This window comes from Ewingella sp. CoE-038-23 (assembly GCF_040419245.1).
GTDB lineage: Bacteria > Pseudomonadota > Gammaproteobacteria > Enterobacterales > Enterobacteriaceae > Ewingella > Ewingella allii.
Genome location: NZ_JAZHOH010000001.1, coordinates 812,190 through 831,716 on the forward strand (window position 1 = coordinate 812,190; position 19,527 = coordinate 831,716).

A 19,527-nucleotide genomic window follows, 5' to 3' on the forward strand; every position below is an offset into this window, starting at 1 on the left:
GCTTTCTGCAAAACAAACTTCCTGTAAGCATAAAAAAACCGGCGTAAGTTGTTCCTCACGCCGGTTTGTCTTCTTCCTATTTACTGCTTATTTCACTGCGGTTTCTGCCCGCACTTCGCTGACTTTGTGCTGCAAGTCAGGCCACGCGGCTTTTCCAGCATACTCTTGGCGCAAATAATTCAGCAAAGTGGCAATCTGCGCATCACTCAGGTTATGGCGAAACGCGGGCATAAAGCCCAGCTCGGCCTTGGCCGGATGCTGAATACCGTCGAGCACGATGCGAATCGCATTGTCCGGCGAGTCGGTAAACAGGTTGGTGTTGAGTGCCAGAGAAGGGCGCACGCCGTTCATCTGCGGGCCTTTCTCCTGCGCGTGGCAGGCCATGCAGGAGCCGGAGAACAGCCGCGCGCCTTCCGAGGTCAGAGGCTCTACCTTGCTTTCCGCGCGTTGATTCAGTTCATCCGCGCTGCCCTGCGGCGCGCTGTCACTCTGGAAGGACATCAGATAGGTGGCGATGGCCTGCAGATCTTCTGGCGGCAGTTGCGACAAACCTTCTGCGACCACTGGCCCCATCGGCCCGGCGGCGACGCCGTGGTTGGCCGAATAACCGCTGCGCATAAAGGTGACGAAATCCTCGTGAGTCCACTTCAGCGGCGCGTCGGAGTTAGCCACCAGTGACGGCGCGGTCCAGCCTTCGGCCACGCCTCCGGTCAGATGATCCTTGCCGCCTTTCTCGCCAAACATCAGGTTGCGCGGCGAGTGGCAGGCGCTACAGTGCCCCAGCCCTTCGGTCAGATATTGCCCGCGCTGCCATTCGGCGCTCTTGCTGCTGTCGGTCTTCAGCTCGCCCGGCTTGAGGAATAGCCAGTTCCAGGTCACGATGCCCTGACGAATGTTGAACGGGAAGCTCAGGGCGGTTTCCGGCGGCGAATACTTCACCGGCGGCTGCGACATCAGATAGGCATACAGCGCCTCGAGGTCAGCATCGCTGGTGCGGGTAAAAGCGGTATAAGGGAAGGCCGGATAGAGGTAATTACCCTCGCGGTCCACGCCGTGGCGCATCGCCCGCTTAAAGGCGGCGAAGGACCACGTGCCGATGCCGGTTTCGGCATCCGGCGTGATGTTGGTGGAGTAAATCGTGCCGAAGGGGATCTCCATCGCCAGCCCGCCGGTATTGCGCTCGCCGCCGGAGCGGGTGTGGCATACGGCGCAGTCGCCGAGGTCAGCCAGCTGGCGGCCTTGCTCGATTTTCTCCGGGCTGAAGGTCTGAGTGCCCGGCTGTTTCAACGGCGCGATTTCCGGCTGCCAGCTAATGGTGGCGCCGCCAATCACTATCGCCAGCACCGCCACTGCGCCCCATCCGGCGACTTTCTTTATCTTACTCATGCTTTGTCTTCCTTAACCTGTGCTGCGGATTCCAGTGCTTTTAGCACGCGTTCCGGCGTAAAGGGTACTTCGCGCATTCGCACGCCCAGTGCGTCAAACAGCGCATTGCCGACCGCCGCTGCGCTTGGTACCGACGCCGACTCCCCCGCGCCCATTGGCGGCTCGTCGGGGTAGTCCAGCAGTTGAATATCCACCTGCGGCAACTCGTCAAAGCGCAGGATCGGATAGCCGCCCCATTCGAGCGAAGTGGTGCCCGCGCCGTCAAAGGTGGCGAACTCCTTCAGCACGCGGCTGGTGGACTGAATAATGTTGCCGTGAACCTGATGCTTTACCCCCGCCGGGTTGATCATCCGGCCACAGTCGTGGGCGACGAAAATCTTGTCGATTTTGATCTGCCCGGTTTTACGATTCACGCTCAGGTCGCAGACCCACGCGGCCCATGCCGCGCCGAAGCCGGGGAATTTACTGTGGAAGTAACGGGCGTAGGCGAAACCGCGCCCGGTCACCACGTCCTGATTCGCCGGAGCTGGCTGGCGATGGGCCGGGCCGTCTTGCCAATTGCACTGCTTTTTCAGCGCGGCGATCAGCTTAATGGCGCGGTCATCTTTCAGGTATTGCAGGCGATAGGCGATGGGATCTTGCCCCGCCAGATAGGCCATTTCATCAATCCACGACTCATGGGCGAAGACGTTCGGCAGGGCCGAGACGCCGCGCATCCACGAGGCGCGCACAATCGGCGCGGCATCCTGCGACAGCACCCGCATGTGCGGATATTCATATTGCGGAATGGCGGTACGGTCGCCCATCTGCTGCACATCGGCGGCGTTCGGCACTTTGCCGGTCAGCACCAGAGGCAGCGTCACGGCATTGTTCGACGGATAGCTGGTTTTGAGCTCGTAAGCCGCCACCTGCAATTGCTTATCCAGACCACCGCGCACGCGGATCAGCTGGCCGGTGCCTTTCGGCTCCCAGCCTGACTCTTGCTCGCGCATCAGCTGCACGCGCACGGGTTTACCCACGGCTTGCGACAGCAACAGGGCGTCGGCCGAGACGTCGTCGGCGCAGTTGCGACCATAGCAACCGGAGGCTTCCATACGGTTGATATGCACCTGCTCCGGCGCGCGATCCAGCAGCTTGGCGAGGTCTTTGCGCAGGTCATGGGGGTTCTGCGTGCCGGACCAGACTTCGGCTTTCTCCGCCGTGACGTCCGCCACCGCGCAGGATGGCCCAATGGAGGCGTGCAGGTGATAAGGCCAGACATAATCGGCATCGGCATGAATATGCAGCCCGGCCAGTGCTTCATCCGTACCGGCGTCGTTGCGCAGCATACGGTCAGTTTTTGGCGTCGCCGCCAGCGTGTCGTGCAGCTTGTCCAGCGACAGGTCCGGCAGCCCGGCCCATTTCTTCCATTCGACTTTAAGCTGGCGCATGGCGGCAATGGCCTGCTCCTCGCGCTCGGCGACAATGCCGATGAAATCTTTAATGACTACCACTTCGACGATGCCCGGCAGGTGGGCGATAGAGGCTTTATCCACCGAAATCAGGCTGTCGCCCAGCGGCGCGCTGCTGTCCGCACCGGCATAGGGCGGCCTGACCACGCGGCCGTGCAGCATGCCCGGAAGGCGCATATCGTGAACATAGGTCAGCTGGCCGGTGACTTTGGCGGGAATGTCCACCCGCGCCACCGGCTTGCCGACGTACTGGCTCTCTTTGACGCTTTTAAGTTGCACGGAAGTGTCGAGCGGCAGGTTGAGATCTTGGCCTTCGGCCAATTGGGCGTAGCTAAGACGCTTGGCCGGGTGGGCTTCGACAAACACAAAGCCCTGCTCGGCGCGAAGCTGTTCGGCGGGCAGTTTGATGGCCTTGGCTGCGAGGGCGGTGAGCATTTCGCGCACCTGCGCCGCCGCCTGACGCAGCGGCACGGCGGAGACTTGCAGCGTGCTGCTAGCGATGGTTGGCCCCTGATTCGGGGTGCGATTGGTGTCGCCGAGGATCATGGTGACATCTTCAAAGCGCACGCCGATTTCATCCGCGACGATCTGCGCCAGCGAGGTGCGCACGCCAGTGCCCAAATCGACGTGGCCGTTAAAAGCAGTAACCTTACCGTCGGCAGACATCGCGATAAAGCTGTTCACGCGGTCCAGTGGGATATCGCCCACTTTACTGGCGGCCGGAGTGCTGGCGAAGGCCGAAAGCGGCGAGACGAAAAGGCTGCTGACCATCACCACGCCGCCCGATTGCAGCAGGCGACGACGGGTTATTTCCAGAGTATTCATGCCTGACCTCGCTCAGCAATCAGCTGACGGGCCTTTTCGGCGGCGCGCAGAATTTCAAGATGAGTGCCGCAGCGGCACAGGTTATAGGCCAGTTCGTTTTTGATTTCGTCTTCGCTGGCCTGCGGGTTTCTATCAAACAGGGCGACCAGCGTCATGATCATGCCATTGGCGCAATAGCCGCACTGCGCGGCCTGCTCGTCGATAAAGCCTTGCTGCACCGGGTGCAATTGGCCTTCGTCACCCAGCCCTTCCAGCGTGGTGATGGCTTTGCCCTGCACACCCGAAAGGGGGATGGAGCACGAGCGCGCGGCGACGCCGTCGATAAGCACGGTGCAGGCCCCGCACTCGCCAAGGCCGCAGCCATATTTCGGCCCATTCAGGCCCAGATCGTTACGTAGGATATAAAGCAGAGGGGTGTCGGCACTGACATTGCTCAACGGCAGCATTTTGCCGTTAACATTAATTTCCATTGAAAAAACTCCATGTCGGGGCAGGCAATCCAAAAGCACGCCTGCCGCTGATGCGTTATATAATTATGTTTATCACGCTAATAATTAGCCTGTATTACCATGTGAATGGTATGTGAATTAGGGCTGGGATTCATTAACAAAAGAAGGCAAAAAAGGGGTAGAGGCGCGGGGAAGGGGAGGAAAAACACCGCCGGAAAGGCCTCCGGCGGTGGTGAGATGAAGGCGTTACTCTTTGCCCATTTCTACTTTTGAGAAGTCAATTGACGGGCTGGCAGCGCGTTCGTGGCGAGCAATAACGCGGTAGGCGACGCCGGACAGGAACGCGCCGATAAACCAGCTAAAGTTAGCAACCTGATGCAGGCTCGGGGTGAAGCTGATGAACAGGCCAATCGCCACGGCAGGAAGCAGCGCCATGATAGCTTTCGGGTTGAAACCGTTGCGATACCAGTAGCGGCCGGACGGCGTGGCGTTGAACAGGGCGTCCACGTCCAGATGCCCGCGTTTAATCAGGTAGTAGTCCGCCAGCAGGATGCCGAACAGTGGCCCAATAAAGGCACCCAGCACGTCCAGCGTATAGTGGATAAGCTCCGGCGACTGGAACAGGTTCCACGGCGTTAACAGCACTGAGCCGACGGCGGCAATCATCCCACCGGTGCGGAAGCTGATTTTTTGCGGCGCGCAGTTGGAGAAGTCGAAGGCCGGAGAGACGAAGTTCGCCACAATGTTAATGCCGATGGTGGCGATGATCATGGTCAGCAGGCCGAGCGCCACCGCCACGCTGTTACCTACGCGGCTGACGGTTTCGATGGGGTCAGTGATCATCTGGCCGAACAGCGACTGGGTGCCGGAGACAATCACCACGGTCACAATCGAGAACAGCAGGAAGTTAAACGGCAAGCCCCAGCGGTTGCCGCGACGGATCTCACCCATGTTTTTGGCGTAACGCGAGAAGTCACCAAAGTTGAGCAGCGGGCCTGAGAAGTAGGAAACAACCAGCGCGGTGGCGGTCAGCATCTCCCAGCTCTGCTGGCCGATGGTCAGGGTTTTACTCGCCAAGGTGAAAGAAATATTGCTGAAACCGGTTTTATAGACAATCCACCCCGCCAGCATCAGCATCACTACATACACCGCAGGCCCGGCGATATCGATAAAGCGCTTGATGGCGCTCATCCCGTGCCAGAACACCATCGCCTGCAACAGCCACATCACGCTGAAGCAGATCCAGCCCATTGCCGACAGCCCCAGCCAGTGCGGCACGGTCAGCGGATTGAGCGACGGGAAGAACTTCAGCAGCACCAGCATCAGGGCGCTGGCTGCCAGATAAGTTTGAATGCCGTACCACGCGAAGGCGATCAGCCCACGGATAACCGCTGGAATGTTTGCGCCGAATACGCCAAACGCCTGGCGGCAAATCACCGCGTAAGGCACCCCTGCCTGCTGGCTAGGTTTGGCCACCAGATTGGCAAAAATCTGCACGATGCAAATCCCGCACAGCAGGCACAGCAACACCTGCCAGCTGGAAAGCCCCAGCGTGAAGAAGCTGGCCGCCACCACGTAGCCGCCCATGCTGTGTACGTCCGACATCCAGAAAGAGAAGATGTTGTACCAGCTCCAGTTCTGAGCGCGAGTCGGTGCTAAGTCGTCATTGCACAGCCGTGGGCTGTAGTGCGGTTTGATGATCCCCGCGCTCAATTCCGGCGACGCGCTGGCGGAAGAGATTTCGTGATTTGGCATAAATCGTGCTCCTGTCATAAACACCGTGTCGAAGTGGGCACCGCAAGGTGGCGGACCCAAAATTAAAGTCGTCACGAAGGCATTTGCAGGAAACAGGCCATATTTGATTTTTTGTATACAATATTTATTTTTTCTGTATACGATTAGCACATAAAAATGGCGCATCATCGAACAGCGGAGTGGGTGCAATGACCAGTTGGAGCGGGCTGAATACGGCCTATTTTACCGAGGATAAGGACGACCACATTTATAACGCGTTGGTGAAATCGATCGTCGAACACCAGCTGCTGCCGGGCAATAAATTACCCGAAGAAGCCTTGGCTCAGGCTTTTTCCGTCAGCCGTACGGGCATTCGCCGGGTACTACAGCGCCTTGCCGCAGTGCAATTAGTGACGCTGTTGCCCAAGCGTGGTGCACACGTTACCTCGCCGGACGCCGATGAGTCGCGTGATGTTTTCACCACGCGAAAAATTCTTGAGTGCGCCAACTTGCCGCAGGTGGTGGCGCACTGTCAGTCCACCCACATCGCCGCGCTGAAGAAACTGTTGGAAGAGGAGAAACTGGCCCACGAGGCGCGTAACGGCCCGGCAGCGATCCGCCTCTCCGCCGCGTTCCACGTCCAGCTACAGGCGATTTCTGGCAATAAAGTGCTGACCGAAGCCGTATCGCAACTGACCCTCCGCTCCTCGCTGGCAATCGCCGTGTGGGGCGCGCCGTGGCAGCAGGGGTGCCGTTGTACCGATCACGACGTTCTGCTGGATCTGCTGAAAAACCGCGACGCCAAAGGTCTGGCTGACAGCATGGCGCACCACTTCGACCACATTGTTGCCAGCCTGCGGTTTGAATCTCATCAGGAGACTGCCCCTGACTTTATGCAACTGTTCGCCGCCAACGCGGTAAAAGCCGACAAGGAGGCGCAGTGATGTCCACCGCCACAGGTAAACTTTGTATACAACTGATCAATCCGAACACCAGTCTGGGCATGACCGAGGTGATGGCCGCCACGGCGCGTCAGGTCGCGGCACCGGGTACTGAGATTTTGGCGGTTTGCCCGGAAGAGGGCGCGCCGTCGATTGAGGGCCATTTTGATGAGGCGATCGCCGCGATTGGCGTGTTGCAACAGGTGAAAGCGGGCCGCGCGGCGGGCGTTGACGGGCATATCATCGCCTGCTTCGGCGACCCCGGCCTGCTGGCCGCCCGCGAACTGGCACAGGCACCGGTGATTGGCATCGCCGAGGCCGCCATGCACATGGCGACCCTGCTGGCGACCCGGTTTTCCATCGTCACCACCTTGCCGCGCACTTTAACCATTGCCCGCCATTTACTGCATCAGTACGGTTTTGAGCGCCACTGCGCCGCGCTTCACGCCATCGATTTGCCGGTGTTATCTCTGGATGACGGCAGCGGCCTGGCGCAGCAGAAGGTGCGCGAGCAGTGTATCGCCGCCAAGAAGTCAGACGGCAGCGGGGCGATCGTGCTTGGCTGTGGCGGCATGGCGGATCTGGCGCAGGAGCTGACTCTAGAGTTGGGGATCCCGGTGATCGACGGCGTGAGCGCGGCGGTCAAAATGCTTGAATCACTGGCGGCGCTGCGCCTGAGCACCAGCAAGCACGGTGATTTGGATTACCCGATTGAGAAGCCTCTTTCCGGGCGTTTCGCCGGATTGAATTTGGGAGGCGGCAATGTCTGATATCGATTACCGCTTCACCGAGAATTACCCGCGCGACCTGATTGGCTATGCCGGTCGCCCGCCCCACGCCAACTGGCCGGGCAACGCGCGGATCGCGGTGCAGTTCGTGCTGAATTATGAAGAGGGTGCTGAGAATAACGTGCTGCACGGCGACGCGGGTTCTGAGCAGTTTCTGTCAGATATCATCGGCGCAGCCAGCTTCCCCGACCGCCATATGTCGATGGACTCTCTGTACGAATATGGCTCTCGCGCCGGTTTTTGGCGTATTCATAATGAGTTTCAAAAACGCGGCCTGCCGTTAACGGTTTTCGGCGTGGCGATGGCGCTGGCGCGCAATCCGGAAATTGTCGCCGCCATCAAGCAGGCCGACTATGACGTGGTAAGCCACGGCTGGCGCTGGATCCACTATCAGGACATGAGCAAGGCGCAAGAAGCCGAGCATATGCACAAGGCGGTCAGCGTGCTGAAAGACCTGTTCGGCAGCGCACCGCTGGGCTGGTACACCGGCCGCGACAGCCCCAACACCCGCCAGCTGGTGGCCGAATACGGCGGTTTCCAATATGACAGCGACTACTACGGCGACGACCTGCCGTTCTGGACACCGGTCAAGCTAGACAGCGGCGAGATGAAGCAGCATCTGGTCATCCCTTACACCTTAGAAACCAACGACATGCGTTTCACCTCTCCTCAAGGTTTCAACACCGGCGAGCAGTTCTTCACCTATCTGAAAGACACCTTCGACGTGCTGTATGAAGAGGGGGAAACCAGCCCGAAAATGATGTCGATCGGCATGCACTGCCGGATACTAGGCCGCCCGGGGCGGTTCAGGGCTTTGCAGCGGTTTCTTGATTACGTTGAAGCACATGACAGGGTGTGGGTGTGTAAGAGGGGGGAGATTGCTGAGCATTGGGTTAAAGAGCATCCTGCTGGGGGTAAACGTTTCGACGTTTAATCTCGATTTAAAATCAAGGTCAAGGTCGTGCGCTGCCGCCACACCGGCCTCAAGGGGCGCCTATCGCCGCGCCCCTTGAGAATCCCCGGCTCTTTACTGCGCGCTTTGCTCGTGGGGCGGACGTGTTTCAGGGGCTTCCGTTATCTACCGCAAAATGTCGCCGCTTAGGCGGTGCCTTCGCTTCAGGCTTCGAGCCTAAGGTCTCGAACCATTCGCTCAGCGCCATTTTTGACTGCGGTTTTGAGGCATTTAGACCGTGCCGTTTCAGTGATGTTTGTCATGATCCTGATTGGGTTTGCTCCTTCTCCTCTGAGAGGAGAAGGAGCAAACCCAAACCCTCACTGAAACGGCACGGTTGGAATGCCAGTAGGTCGCGTTCAGAAGTGACGCCGAGCAAGAGGTGGAAAACCGCGAGTCTTTTTTCGCGGGTTGGAATCCCGCAGCGAGGGAACCGCCTAAGCGGCGGCACTTCGCGACGATCATCTTGGTCGCTGAAACATGTCCATTCCAACCCTGCGCAGCCTCGATCTCACAACAGAAAAAACGCGGGATTGCACAAGGGGGCGCGTTTACGCCCCCTTTGCCCGGTGTGGGCCGGCGCCCACGGTTTTGAATTTGAAGTTAAGAAAGTTTCCTCAGCTTTCCAAAAGCTGAACCGCCCATGGTTCGGTCAAACCATCAAACTGACATGTGCCGCCACGATCTTCCAGCCACTCGGCATCTTCACCCATGTCTGCTGCTGGCGGCCGATTTTGTCGCTGCCTGCGCGGCGGAATTCGGTGCTGGCGACCGCCATATCGTCGCCGAAGGTGGTGATGGTGGTGTTCACCAAATCGCGGTCCAGACCCTGTGAAGGGCGGGAGGCGCGGAACTCGCGAATGGCTTCGATGCCGTATAGATTCTCGCCTGCGCCGAAGCGCACGGTGCGCGGGTCGTGCCAGAACAGCTCGTCGAGCACTTCAATGTCATTGCTGATCAACGCCTGCTCATAACGATAAAACGCCGCGTTCATTTCGGCCAAAATCGCCGGGCGGTCAATATTGTCAGTTTTCATTTTTTCTTCTCTGGTCAAATTATTCAGTTACCGTGAGGTCAACACCTTCACCACGCCCTGCTGCTCAAGCGCCCACGCGGCGCGCAGACAGAGGTCTTCCCGCCACGGTGGAGCAATCAGCTGTAAGCCAATCGGCAGGCCGCTGGCGGTTTGCACTGGTACCGAAACCACTGGCAAACCGAGGAAGGAGATGGGCTGAGTCAACATGCCCATGCTGGCGCGGGTTGGCAGGTCGGTGCCGTTAATATGAATTGTTTCCTGACCAATCAGCGTGGCGCTGCACGGCGTCGAAGGGGCGATCAAGATGTCCCAGTGCTCGAACAGCGGCAGAATTTGCTGCTGGAACTGATGGCGGAAACGCTGGGCCTGAACATACCACGCGGCGGGGATCATCGCCCCGGCTAATAAACGTTCGCGGGATAAGGGTTCGAACTGTTCTGGAATGGCGCGCAGCAGCGGCAAATACTGGTTGCCGCCTTCGGAAGCGGTGATCAGGAATGCCGCCGAGCGCGCCAGTTCGGCCTGCGGCATCTCCACCTCTTCTTGAGCTTCCAGCGCCTTCGCGACTTGCTTCACGGCGGCTTTGGCGTCGTCGTCACACCAAGTTGAGAAATAACCGCCGAGCACCGCCGTGCGAAGGCCCTGCTGCCCGCGGGTCAGGCGGCTGAAGGTTTCGGTGGTGGGTTTGTCGGCCTGAAAAGCATCCTGCGGGTCGGTGCCTTGCATGGCGTCATACACTTGAGACAGGTCAGAGGCGCAGCGGGCCAACGGGCCGATATGGTCGAGGCTGGCGACAAACGGCTGGCTACCGCTGCGGGAGATGCGGCCGAAAGTGGGTTTCAACCCCAGAATACCGGAGAGAGAAGAGGGCACGCGGATGGAGCCGTTGGTGTCACTGCCGAGGCTGAAATGCACCAAGCCCGCAGCCACGGCTGCGGCGGACCCGCCGGAAGAGCCGCCCGCAATGCGTGAAGTGTCTCGAGGGTTGCGGGTCACGCCGTAGTGGCTGTTCTCGGTGGTGAAGCCGTAGGCGTAGGCATCCATATTCAGCATGCCGGAGAGCAGCGCGCCTTGGCTGGCAAGGCGTGAAACCGTCCACGCATCCTGTTTGGCGACCGGATTATTGCTGTTGAGGCTGGCTCCCGCCAGCGTTACCTGCCCGGTGACGTCGAGCAGGTTTTTCACCGCATAGGGCACGGCGGCCAGCGGTGGTAAAGTGCCGCCGCTGGCACGCAGTTTGTCGACTTTCGCCGCTTCGCTCAGCATGCGATCGCCGGTGACGTGGGTAAAAGCGTTGAGCGTCGGGTCACTCTTCTCAATATTATCCAAGGTGGCGCTGGCGATCTCAGTGGCCGACAGGTCGCCGCTTTGCAGCGCGTGGTGCAGCTGGCTGATGGTCAACTCTTCATAGGTTTTCATGCGCGATAAACCCCGGCAATCTCCAGACGCGGGTCGAGCGGCAGGTCCATCAGCGGCTGCGCCATCTGCGCGATGCGGCTGAACTGTGCCAATAATTCCCGACGACGGGCGTCGTCGAGCTCTAGCGCCAGCACGGACTCCATCTGGCTGATGTAGGCGGCCCAGTCGGCTGGGCGCGATGTTGTTTTGCTCATAGTGTTTCCCCTGTCAAAAATTAGAATCCGGCAGCGCTGCCGTTGCTGCGTGGGTCAAACGCGCCTTCAAACATGCCGTTGGTGTGGCGCACAATCGCCCCCGCGTGCCCGACCGCCTCGCTGTAATCCGCCAGCAGTTCTACTTCGTGGCCGCGCTGGCGTAGACCGGCTAGCGTGGCGTGTTCGAAACGCCCCTCCAGCTTTAATGAGTCCGAGCTTTCGCCCCAGGTGCGGCCCAGCAGCCAGCGCGGGCCGCTGATCGCCTGCTGCAATGACTGGCCTTGCACCACGTGGCGGATAAACACCGCCGCCTGGGTCTGCGGCTGGCCGTCGCCGCCCATTGCGCCGTAAACCATGGTGCGCCCGTCATACAGGCGCGCGGCGGCGGGGTTGAGGGTGTGGAAAGGCTGTTTGCCCGGCGCCAGCGCCAGCAGGTGGTCGGCGTCGAGGCTGAACGAGGCGCCGCGGTTCTGCCACAGCACGCCGCTCTCCGGCAGCACCACGCCGCTACCAAATTCGTGATAAATGCTCTGGATGAAGGAAACCGACAGCCCGCTGCTGTCCATCACGCCCATCCATACCGTGTCGCCCGGCCCTTTGCCTTTGCCCCAGTCGGCGGCGCAGTGCGGGTTAATGCGCGTGGCGAGGGCGTCGAGGTAGTCGGGTGCCAGCAGGCTTTGGGCGTCCTGAGTCATCATTTTTGGGTCGGTGATGTAGCGATCGCGCAGGCCGAAGGCCAGCTTGGTGGCTTCCACCACGCTATGAATGGTCGCGCCTTCATCCATGGTTTCCAGCGGCAGGCGGTCAGTCAGGCCGAGGATCGCCAGCGACACCAAACCCTGCGTCGGCGGCGTCAGGTTGAAGATTTCCCCTTTGCTGTGTTTGAGGCGCAGCGGATTACGACGCTGCGGGCGATAGGCGGCTAAGTCGTCACGGGTCAGCGGCATGCCCAATTTCTGCATGTCGGCGGCAAGGCTGTCTGCCAGTTCGCCGCGATAGAAGCTGTCCAGCCCGTCTTCGCACAGCATGGAAAGCGTCGAGGCCAGCTGCGGCTGGGTGAAGCGCGTACCGGCGCGCGGGATCTCGCCATAGGGCAGGAAGACGTCGGCGAAGGAGCGGATGTCGCGCAGCTCGTGATGTTTGGCGCGCGTGGCTGCCTCCTGCGAGGCGGTCACCGGAATGCCGTCGGCGGCGTAGCGAATGGCATCACCCAGCAGGCGCGACAGCGGCTTTTGCTCGCCCCCCAGCTCGGCAGAAACCTTTAGGGCTTCGTGCCAACCGCCGACGGTGCCCGCCACGGTCAGGGCGGCTTTCGGGCCGCGATGGGGGATGTGCGTCTCACCGGCGTAGAAATCCAGCGTGGCGTGCGTTCCGGCTGCGCCGCTGGCGTCGATGGCTATCGGGTTGCCCTGTGGCGGCACAATCAGCCAAAAACCGTCGCCCCCCAGCCCGTTCATATGCGGGTAAACCACCGCGATAGTCGCGGCGGCGGCGACCATGGCTTCAATGGCGTTACCCCCTTCGCGCAGCACCGCGAGCGCACTTTGGCTGGCGAGATGATGAGGCGTGACCGCCATACCGAGCGGCGAACTATTACTGTTGATCATGGGTGGTCCTTGGCTTGTTTTTCTGCTGAATAACAAGCAAGAGATGTTCCACATCGGCAGGAATTCACTACTTTTGTGAATAATTTATGTTGCAAGGATAGATGCCGCGCATGATATGTTCGCCCTGAAACGAGAGTTGCGTAGGAGCAACAATGAAACAAATCGATGAGCGGCTGCGCGAGCACTATCCCGAGCTGACGCCGCAGGAGCAGCGGGTGGCGGACTTTATCTTCGCCAACATTGATGACCTGATGAGCTACAACAGCGCCGAGCTGGCGCGGCTGAGCGATGTGTCGAAAGCCACGGTCAGCCGCCTGTTCAAGCGTCTTGGTTACCCGAGCTACCGCGATATGCGCGACGAAGTGCGCACCCTGCGCCAGAGCGGCATGCCGCTGACCGACAGCCGCGATGCCGTGCAGGGCAACACCCTGTTATCGCGCCACTATAAGCAGGAAATGGCCAATCTGACCCAGTGGATGAATCAGATTGATGACCAGCAATTCACCGCGGTAATTGCTGCGCTGAGCAAGGCGCGGCAGGTGCGTTTACTGGGATTCCGCAACAGTTATCCGGTGGCGCTGCACCTGCGCCAGCAGCTGGTGCAGGTGCGTCAAGGCGTGATGATGATGCCGCAGCCGGGGCAAACGCTGGCGGAAGAGCTGGTGGATTTAACCGAGCAGGACGTGGTGATTTTCGTGGCGTTTCGCCGCAGGCCGCGCGCGGCAAGGGCTATCCTCAGTCAGCTTCAAGCCTTGAATGTGCCGGTATTGCTGATTTGTGAACCTCAGGCGCAGTCCCTGTTACCCATGGCGCGCTGGCATTTGGCGGCTTCCCTCGACAGCGTGTCGGCCTTTGACTCCTACTCGGCGGCGATGAGTTTGGCGAATCTGCTGAGCAATGCTTTGCTGCATGAAATGCTGGCTTCAGGCCGACAAAGAATCCATCAAATCAGCGACCTTTATAGCGACCTCGACGAGCTAGAACAGCGCTAAACCCCGCCTCTTTTTTCTCTGCTTCACCGTTGTGCATCATTTCAGGCGCTTTTTTGGTGCCTGCGCACAACGGCAGTGCAACAACTCACCCACTTCGTTTACCTCATTGCCCCGTGACGAGGCAACCGGCTTCGCCAACTCTCCTTTTCTAGCAGGCTTTTCACCGCCTGAGGCGCGGCCGTGGCGCTATTTCAACAGACTCATCGCTTTTGGCACATTAGTTGCAAAACACATTTTATAAGAATCTAACGTTTCACAAATTTAATCACCGGAGATAATCTAATGAAAATGAACAAACGGTTGTTGGCTTGGGTTGGTGCAGCAATGTTGGTTTTCCAGGCGTCGAGCGTGATGGCCGATCAGCTGCAAGATATTCAAAAGCGCGGCGTGCTGCGGGTTGCGGTGCCACAGGACTTCCCGCCGTTTGGTTCAGTGGGCAAAGATTTGCAGCCTGAAGGTTATGACATCGACATGGCGCATTACCTCGCCGACAAGATGAAACTTAAGTTGCAACTGGTTCCGGTGAGCAGCGCCAACCGCGTGCCTTACCTGCAAACGGATAAAGTGGACTTGGTTATCTCAAGTCTGGGTAAGAACGCCGAACGTGAAAAAGTGATCGACTTCAGCAATGCCTACGCGCCGTTCTTCCTCGGCGTATTTGGTGCGAAGGGCGATAACGTGACGGACCTGAATGGTCTGGCGAACAAAACCGTTGGCGTGACGCGCGGCGCGGTTGAAGACCTGGCCCTGACCGCCGTGGCACCAAAAGACACCAAAATTCAGCGTTACGAAGACAACAACACCACGCTGTCGGCTTACCTGTCTGGTCAGGTGGAACTTATCGCCACGGGTAACTTAGTGGTGGCGGCGATTGCTCGCCAAAACCCGGAAAAAGCGCCGGTTTCTAAAGTGTTGCTGAAGGATTCGCCGTGCTTCGTCGGCCTGCGTAAAGACGAGCCGGCGCTGAAAGACAAAGTGAACGCGCTGATTGCTCAAGCCGTGGCTGACAAGACCCTGAACGCGCTTTCCGAAAAATGGATGAAAGCGCCGCTGCCTGCGAATCTGGGTTCCTAAGCAGGATAGGGGAGAAAGAGCATGACCTATCAGCTGAATTTTCTTGCGCTGTGGCCGTATATGCCGGAGCTGTTGTCCGGCCTGTGGACCACTATCCAGCTGACAGTCATGGCGACGGTTGGCGGTATCGCAATCGGTATCTGCGGGGCCGCCATCCGTTGCGGCAGTAACAAAACGCTGCGCGCGGTGTGGGGCATTTATGTCGAAATCATCCGTAATACGCCGTTCGTGGTGCAGCTGTTCTTCATCGTGTTTGGTCTGCCGGGCATTGGCCTGAAAATGACCGCCGGTGAGGCGGCGCTGCTGGCGATGCTGATTAATCTGGGTGCTTACAGCACGGAGATCATCCGCGCCGGGATTCAAGTGACGCCGAAAGGCCAGTGGGAAGCCGGGCGGGTGCTGGGGTTGACCCGCAGCCAGACCTTTTTGCGGGTGGTGCTACCGCCGTCGCTGAAGCGGATTTATCCGGCGCTGGTCAGTCAGTGCATCATTGTGATGCTCGGCTCGTCGGTGGTGTCGCAGGTGTCGTATGAGGAATTGACCTTCGCGGCCAACTTGATTCAGTCGCGCACCTTCCTGAGTTTTGAGGTGTATTTGGTGACAACGCTGTTCTACCTGCTGTTGTCGGTGGCGATGCGCCAGCTGCTGTTGTTTGCGGGCCGCCGCTTCTTTGGGAGTTACAGCTGATGATGACCTTTACCGATTGGGACATCGTGCGCAACCTGCTGCTGGCGGCGCGCTGGACGATTTTGCTGTCGCTGACGGCGTTTATCGGCGGCACCTTAGTGACTTTGCCGCTGCTGTTGATTCGCCTGACCAAGCGCAGCTGGCCGACCCGCGCGGTGCGTTTGTACTCCGAGCTGTTTCAGGGAACGCCGCTGCTGATGCAGCTGTTTTTGGCCTTCTTCGGGCTGGGGCTGTTTGGCATAGATGTCAGCCCGTGGACCGCCGCCGCGCTGGCGCTGACGCTCTATACCAGCGCCTATTTGGTGGACATCTGGAGTGGCAGTATTGAAGCCTTGCCGAAGGGCCAATGGGAAGCCTGCCGTTGTCTGGGGCTGAGTTTCAGCCAGACCCTGTGGCGCGTGATTGCTCCGCAGGCGCTGCGGATTGCGATTGCGCCGACGGTGGGGTTCTCGGTGCAGGTGATTAAAGGTACGGCGCTGGCGTCAATCATCGGGTTTGTCGAGCTGACCAAGGCCGGCACCATGTTGACCAACGTGACTTATCAGCCGTTCAAAGTGTTTGGATTAGTGGCGCTGGGCTACTTCCTGATGTGTTATCCGCTGTCGATGTACAGCCACTATCTTGAAAAATCGCTGCGTGGAGAGAACAAATAATGCCGCTGATCACGATTAACCAAGTGCAAAAATATTACGGTCAGAACCACGTATTGAAAGGCGTGGATCTGGACATCGACGGTGGTGAAGTTATCTCGATTATCGGCCGCAGCGGGTCAGGGAAAAGCACCTTGCTGCGCTGCATTAACGGGCTGGAAGGTTATCAGGACGGCAGCATCAAGTTGGGCGGCATGACCATCACCAACCGCGATTCCCAAGCGCGTGAAATCAGCCGCTCGGTGGGCATGGTATTCCAAAACTTCAACCTGTTCCCACACATGACCGCGCTGGAAAACGTCATGCTGGCTCCCCGCCGCGTGCTGGGGAAATCAGCCGCCGAGTGCCGCGAGCTGGCGGCACAGATGCTGGCGAAAGTGGGGCTGGCGGACCGGATGGACTATTACCCTTCCAACCTGTCTGGCGGCCAACAACAGCGCGTGGCCATTGCCCGCGCGCTGGCGATGAACCCGAAAGTGCTGCTGTGTGACGAAATCACCTCGGCGCTGGATCCCGAGCTGGTGGGCGAAGTGCTAAAAGTGCTGGAGCAGCTGGCGAAAGAGGGCATGACGCTGGTGCTGGTGACGCACGAAATGAATTTTGCCCGCGAAGTGGGCGACCGCGTGGTGTTTATGCATCAAGGCACCGTGTGGGAACAAGGCGAAAGCCGGGCGTTGTTTGCCAATCCGCAAACCGCTGAACTTAAACAATTTATCGCGTCAGTGCGCGGCTTAAACGAGGCTGCCGTCTGATGAAAACAACTCAACCCTACTCAACGACTTTAAAGGACTAACCATGTTGGATATTCAGAAATTTGGCCAAATCAATCCGCCAACTCGCCTGCTGATGGGGCCGGGGCCGATCAACGCCGATCCGCGCGTGCTGCGGGCGATGAGCAGCCAGTTAATCGGTCAATACGATCCGGTGATGACCGGCTATATGAACGAGGTGATGGCGCTGTACCGCGCGCTGTATAAAACCGACAATCAGTGGACTTTCCTGATCGACGGCACCTCGCGCGCGGGCATTGAAGCCATTCTGCTGTCGGGCATTCGCCCCGGCGATAAAGTGTTAGTGCCGGTGTTTGGCCGTTTCGGCCATCTGCTGTGTGAAATTGCCCGTCGCTGCCGCGCCGAAGTCCATACCATTGAGGCGCCGTGGGGCGAAGTGTTCGACCCGCAGCAGATTGAAGATGCCATCAAGTCAGTGAAACCGCGCTGGTTGCTGACCGTACAGGGCGACACTTCAACCACCATGTTGCAGCCGCTGGAGCAGCTCGGCGAGATCTGCCGCCGCCACGGCGTGCTGTTCTACTCTGACGCCACCGCCTCCTTCGGCGGCAACCCGCTGGAAACCGATGCCTGGGGCTTAGACGCCGTGTCTGCCGGATTGCAAAAATGCCTCGGCGGCCCGTCAGGTAGCGCGCCGGTAACGATCAGCCCGCGCTTTGAAGAGCAGATCCGCCGCCGCAAGTGTGTCGAGGAGGGGATTCGCACCGCCGAGCACGCCGACGGCGATGAAGAGATGATCTACTCCAACTATTTTGATCTCGGCATGATCATGGATTACTGGGGCCCGGAGCGTCTCAACCACCACACCGAAGCGACCAGCATGCTGTTCGCTGCCCGCGAATGCGCCCGCATCATTCTTGAAGAAGGTTTGGATAACAGCATTGCGCGCCACAAGTTGCACGGCGATGCGCTGCTGGCCGGGATTCAGGGGATGGGGCTGGAGGTGTTCGGCGACCTGAACAACCGCATGAATAACGTGCTGGGGGTGGTTATCCCGCAGGGCATTCCGGGCGAGCAGGTGCGCCAGATGATGCTCAACGATTTCTCGATTGAAATCGGCACCTCGTTTGGCCCGCTGGCTGGCAAGATCTGGCGCATCGGAACCATGGGCTATAACGCCCGTAAAGACTGCGTGATGCAGACGCTGGTGGCGCTGGAAGCCGTGCTCAATCGTCTCGGTTTTGCGTCGAAATACGGCGCGGGTTCACAGGCCGCGTGGGACAGCTACGCGGGAGGCCAGTAATGGTTGCAGCTTCTACGCTGCTGGCCGCGCAGCGCGTGATGTCGCGCTGCGATGCTCTGGCAGAAATCACTGAAACGCCGGGTCAGCTGACCCGCGTTTACCTGTCGTCGGAGCATCTGCGGGCTAACCAATTAGTGGCCGAATGGATGCAGGCGGTAGGCATGAGCACCTGGACCGACAGCGTCGGCAATATTTGTGGCCGCTATGAAGGGTTGAACCCTGACGCACCCGCGCTGCTGATGGGTTCACACCTCGACAGCGTGCGCAATGCCGGTCGCTACGACGGCCCGCTGGGGGTGCTCACCGCCATTGAAACCGTGGCTTATCTGCATCAAAACGCCATTCGTCTGCCGATGGCGGTAGAAGTGGTGGGCTTTGCTGATGAAGAGGGCACTAGATTTGGCATTACGCTGCTCGGCAGCCGTGGGCTGACCGGCACCTGGCCGGAAGGCTGGCTGGAGCGCACTGACGCGCAGGGCGTGTCCGTTGCCAACGCGATGCGCCAGATTGGGCTAGACCCGCAGAATATCTTGGCTGCGCGCCGTGCGCCGCGGGATTTTTGCGCCTATCTCGAGCTGCATATTGAGCAAGGCCCGTGCCTGCAATCGGCGGATTTACCTCTCGGCGTGGTGACGGCGATCAACGGCGCGCGCCGCCTGAACTGCCGTTTTATCGGCTATGCCGGACACGCGGGAACCGTGCCGATGGGTCAGCGTCAGGACGCCCTGACCGCCGCCGCAGAATGGACCTTAGCCATTGAAGCTATCACTTCGGCGAAAGGCGGGGATTTGGTGGCGACCGTTGGGCATATCGAAGCCTTGCCGGGCGCGGTCAATGTGATTCCAGGGCAGGTGAATCTGTCGCTGGACGTGCGCGGCCCGCAGGATGCCCCTCTCAACGCCTTGCTGGCGGAATTGCTGGCGAAAGCCCAAGAAATCGCCGCACGGCGCGGGCTGACCTTCGACGCCGAGCAGTTTTACAGCATCGACGCTACTGCCTGTGACGCTGAATTACAGCAGCGTTTGGGCCACAGCGTGGCAAATCTGCAAGGCCAGTCGCTGTTCCTGCCAAGCGGCGCGGGGCACGACGCCATTGCTATCGCCGAGTGCTGGCCGGTCGCCATGCTGTTCGTACGCTGCAAAGACGGCGTCAGCCATCATCCCGATGAATCTGTCACCGTCGAGGATGTCGCGGTAGCCACGCAGGCCTACATTGATACCTTGCTGAGCTTCGCCGAGTAATTTCTTCCTCCAACCCTCTGCCTGACAGCAGAGGGTTTATTCCTTTCAGCTACTCAAATCAAAGATT

The 19,527-nt window shown here is 59.4% G+C and carries 18 protein-coding genes; 10 read left to right on the forward strand and 8 right to left on the reverse strand.

Going from position 1 to position 19,527, the window contains the following annotated elements:
* Positions 1–87: 87 nt before the first annotated feature.
* The 4 genes from V2154_RS03895 to V2154_RS03910 all read right to left on the reverse strand — a co-directional run bounded on the left by V2154_RS03895 (position 88) and on the right by V2154_RS03910 (position 5,866).
* Complete coding sequence (locus V2154_RS03895; RefSeq protein ID WP_353501131.1) at positions 88–1,386, reverse strand: c-type cytochrome; 1,299 nt, start codon at positions 1,384–1,386, stop codon at positions 88–90.
* On the reverse strand, positions 1,383–3,662 hold the full coding sequence (locus V2154_RS03900; protein WP_353501132.1) for a xanthine dehydrogenase family protein molybdopterin-binding subunit: 2,280 nt from the start codon (positions 3,660–3,662) through the stop codon (positions 1,383–1,385). The genes V2154_RS03895 and V2154_RS03900 overlap by 4 nt, the downstream gene beginning before the upstream one ends.
* Entirely contained in the window at positions 3,659–4,132 is a 474-nt protein-coding gene (locus V2154_RS03905; RefSeq protein ID WP_353501133.1) for a (2Fe-2S)-binding protein, read from the reverse strand. The genes V2154_RS03900 and V2154_RS03905 overlap by 4 nt, the downstream gene beginning before the upstream one ends.
* Positions 4,133–4,357: 225 nt before the next feature.
* The gene (locus V2154_RS03910; RefSeq protein WP_353501134.1) at positions 4,358–5,866 is read right to left on the reverse strand and encodes an NCS1 family nucleobase:cation symporter-1; all 1,509 of its coding nucleotides are present in this window, start codon (positions 5,864–5,866) and stop codon (positions 4,358–4,360) included.
* A 188-nt stretch (positions 5,867–6,054) separates the two neighbouring features.
* On the opposite strand from V2154_RS03910, the gene V2154_RS03915 reads away from it, so the two are divergent.
* Genes V2154_RS03915 through puuE form a run of 3 tightly spaced genes read left to right on the forward strand, consistent with a single transcriptional unit; the run spans position 6,055 to position 8,508 of the window.
* A complete protein-coding gene (locus V2154_RS03915; protein ID WP_353501135.1) occupies positions 6,055–6,789 on the forward strand; it encodes a GntR family transcriptional regulator in 735 nt (244 codons plus the stop codon).
* Complete coding sequence (gene hpxA, locus V2154_RS03920) at positions 6,789–7,556, forward strand: allantoin racemase (protein ID WP_353501136.1); 768 nt, start codon at positions 6,789–6,791, stop codon at positions 7,554–7,556. The genes V2154_RS03915 and hpxA overlap by 1 nt, the downstream gene beginning before the upstream one ends.
* Complete coding sequence (gene puuE / locus V2154_RS03925; protein ID WP_353501137.1) at positions 7,549–8,508, forward strand: allantoinase PuuE; 960 nt, start codon at positions 7,549–7,551, stop codon at positions 8,506–8,508. Before hpxA ends, puuE begins: the two co-directional genes overlap by 8 nt.
* A gap of 670 nt (positions 8,509–9,178) precedes the next feature.
* Here puuE and hpxZ read toward each other — a convergent pair.
* From hpxZ to V2154_RS03945, 4 genes are read right to left on the reverse strand one after another with little or no spacing between them, the layout of a single operon-like run.
* Entirely contained in the window at positions 9,179–9,562 is a 384-nt protein-coding gene (gene hpxZ / locus V2154_RS03930) for an oxalurate catabolism protein HpxZ (RefSeq protein ID WP_353501138.1), read from the reverse strand.
* A 27-nt stretch (positions 9,563–9,589) separates the two neighbouring features.
* A complete protein-coding gene (locus V2154_RS03935; RefSeq protein WP_353501139.1) occupies positions 9,590–10,981 on the reverse strand; it encodes an AtzE family amidohydrolase in 1,392 nt (463 codons plus the stop codon).
* Positions 10,978–11,175 carry an oxalurate catabolism protein HpxX gene (hpxX, locus tag V2154_RS03940; RefSeq protein WP_353501140.1) on the reverse strand — a complete coding sequence of 66 codons (198 nt, stop codon included), beginning with the start codon at positions 11,173–11,175 and terminating at the stop codon, positions 10,978–10,980. Before hpxX ends, V2154_RS03935 begins: the two co-directional genes overlap by 4 nt.
* A gap of 20 nt (positions 11,176–11,195) precedes the next feature.
* Entirely contained in the window at positions 11,196–12,782 is a 1,587-nt protein-coding gene (locus V2154_RS03945; protein WP_353501141.1) for a gamma-glutamyltransferase family protein, read from the reverse strand.
* A 152-nt stretch (positions 12,783–12,934) separates the two neighbouring features.
* Between V2154_RS03945 and V2154_RS03950 the strand changes: the two genes are divergently transcribed.
* The 7 genes from V2154_RS03950 to hpxK all read left to right on the forward strand — a co-directional run bounded on the left by V2154_RS03950 (position 12,935) and on the right by hpxK (position 19,460).
* A complete protein-coding gene (locus V2154_RS03950) occupies positions 12,935–13,774 on the forward strand; it encodes a MurR/RpiR family transcriptional regulator (RefSeq protein ID WP_353501142.1) in 840 nt (279 codons plus the stop codon).
* Between the two features lie 282 nt (positions 13,775–14,056).
* Positions 14,057–14,848 carry a transporter substrate-binding domain-containing protein gene (locus V2154_RS03955; RefSeq protein ID WP_353501143.1) on the forward strand — a complete coding sequence of 264 codons (792 nt, stop codon included), beginning with the start codon at positions 14,057–14,059 and terminating at the stop codon, positions 14,846–14,848.
* A 21-nt stretch (positions 14,849–14,869) separates the two neighbouring features.
* Positions 14,870–15,535 (forward strand): amino acid ABC transporter permease, encoded by a 666-nt coding sequence (locus tag V2154_RS03960; protein ID WP_353501144.1) that lies wholly within the window; start codon positions 14,870–14,872, stop codon positions 15,533–15,535.
* A gap of 2 nt (positions 15,536–15,537) precedes the next feature.
* Positions 15,538–16,188: an amino acid ABC transporter permease gene (locus tag V2154_RS03965; protein WP_154146353.1), complete on the forward strand. Its 651-nt coding sequence runs from the start codon at positions 15,538–15,540 to the stop codon at positions 16,186–16,188.
* On the forward strand, positions 16,188–16,937 hold the full coding sequence (locus V2154_RS03970) for an amino acid ABC transporter ATP-binding protein (RefSeq protein WP_034787872.1): 750 nt from the start codon (positions 16,188–16,190) through the stop codon (positions 16,935–16,937). The genes V2154_RS03965 and V2154_RS03970 overlap by 1 nt, the downstream gene beginning before the upstream one ends.
* A 43-nt stretch (positions 16,938–16,980) precedes the next feature.
* Entirely contained in the window at positions 16,981–18,219 is a 1,239-nt protein-coding gene (locus tag V2154_RS03975; protein WP_353501145.1) for a pyridoxal-phosphate-dependent aminotransferase family protein, read from the forward strand.
* A complete protein-coding gene (gene hpxK, locus V2154_RS03980) occupies positions 18,219–19,460 on the forward strand; it encodes an allantoate amidohydrolase (RefSeq protein WP_353501146.1) in 1,242 nt (413 codons plus the stop codon). Before V2154_RS03975 ends, hpxK begins: the two co-directional genes overlap by 1 nt.
* Positions 19,461–19,527 lie beyond the last annotated feature (67 nt).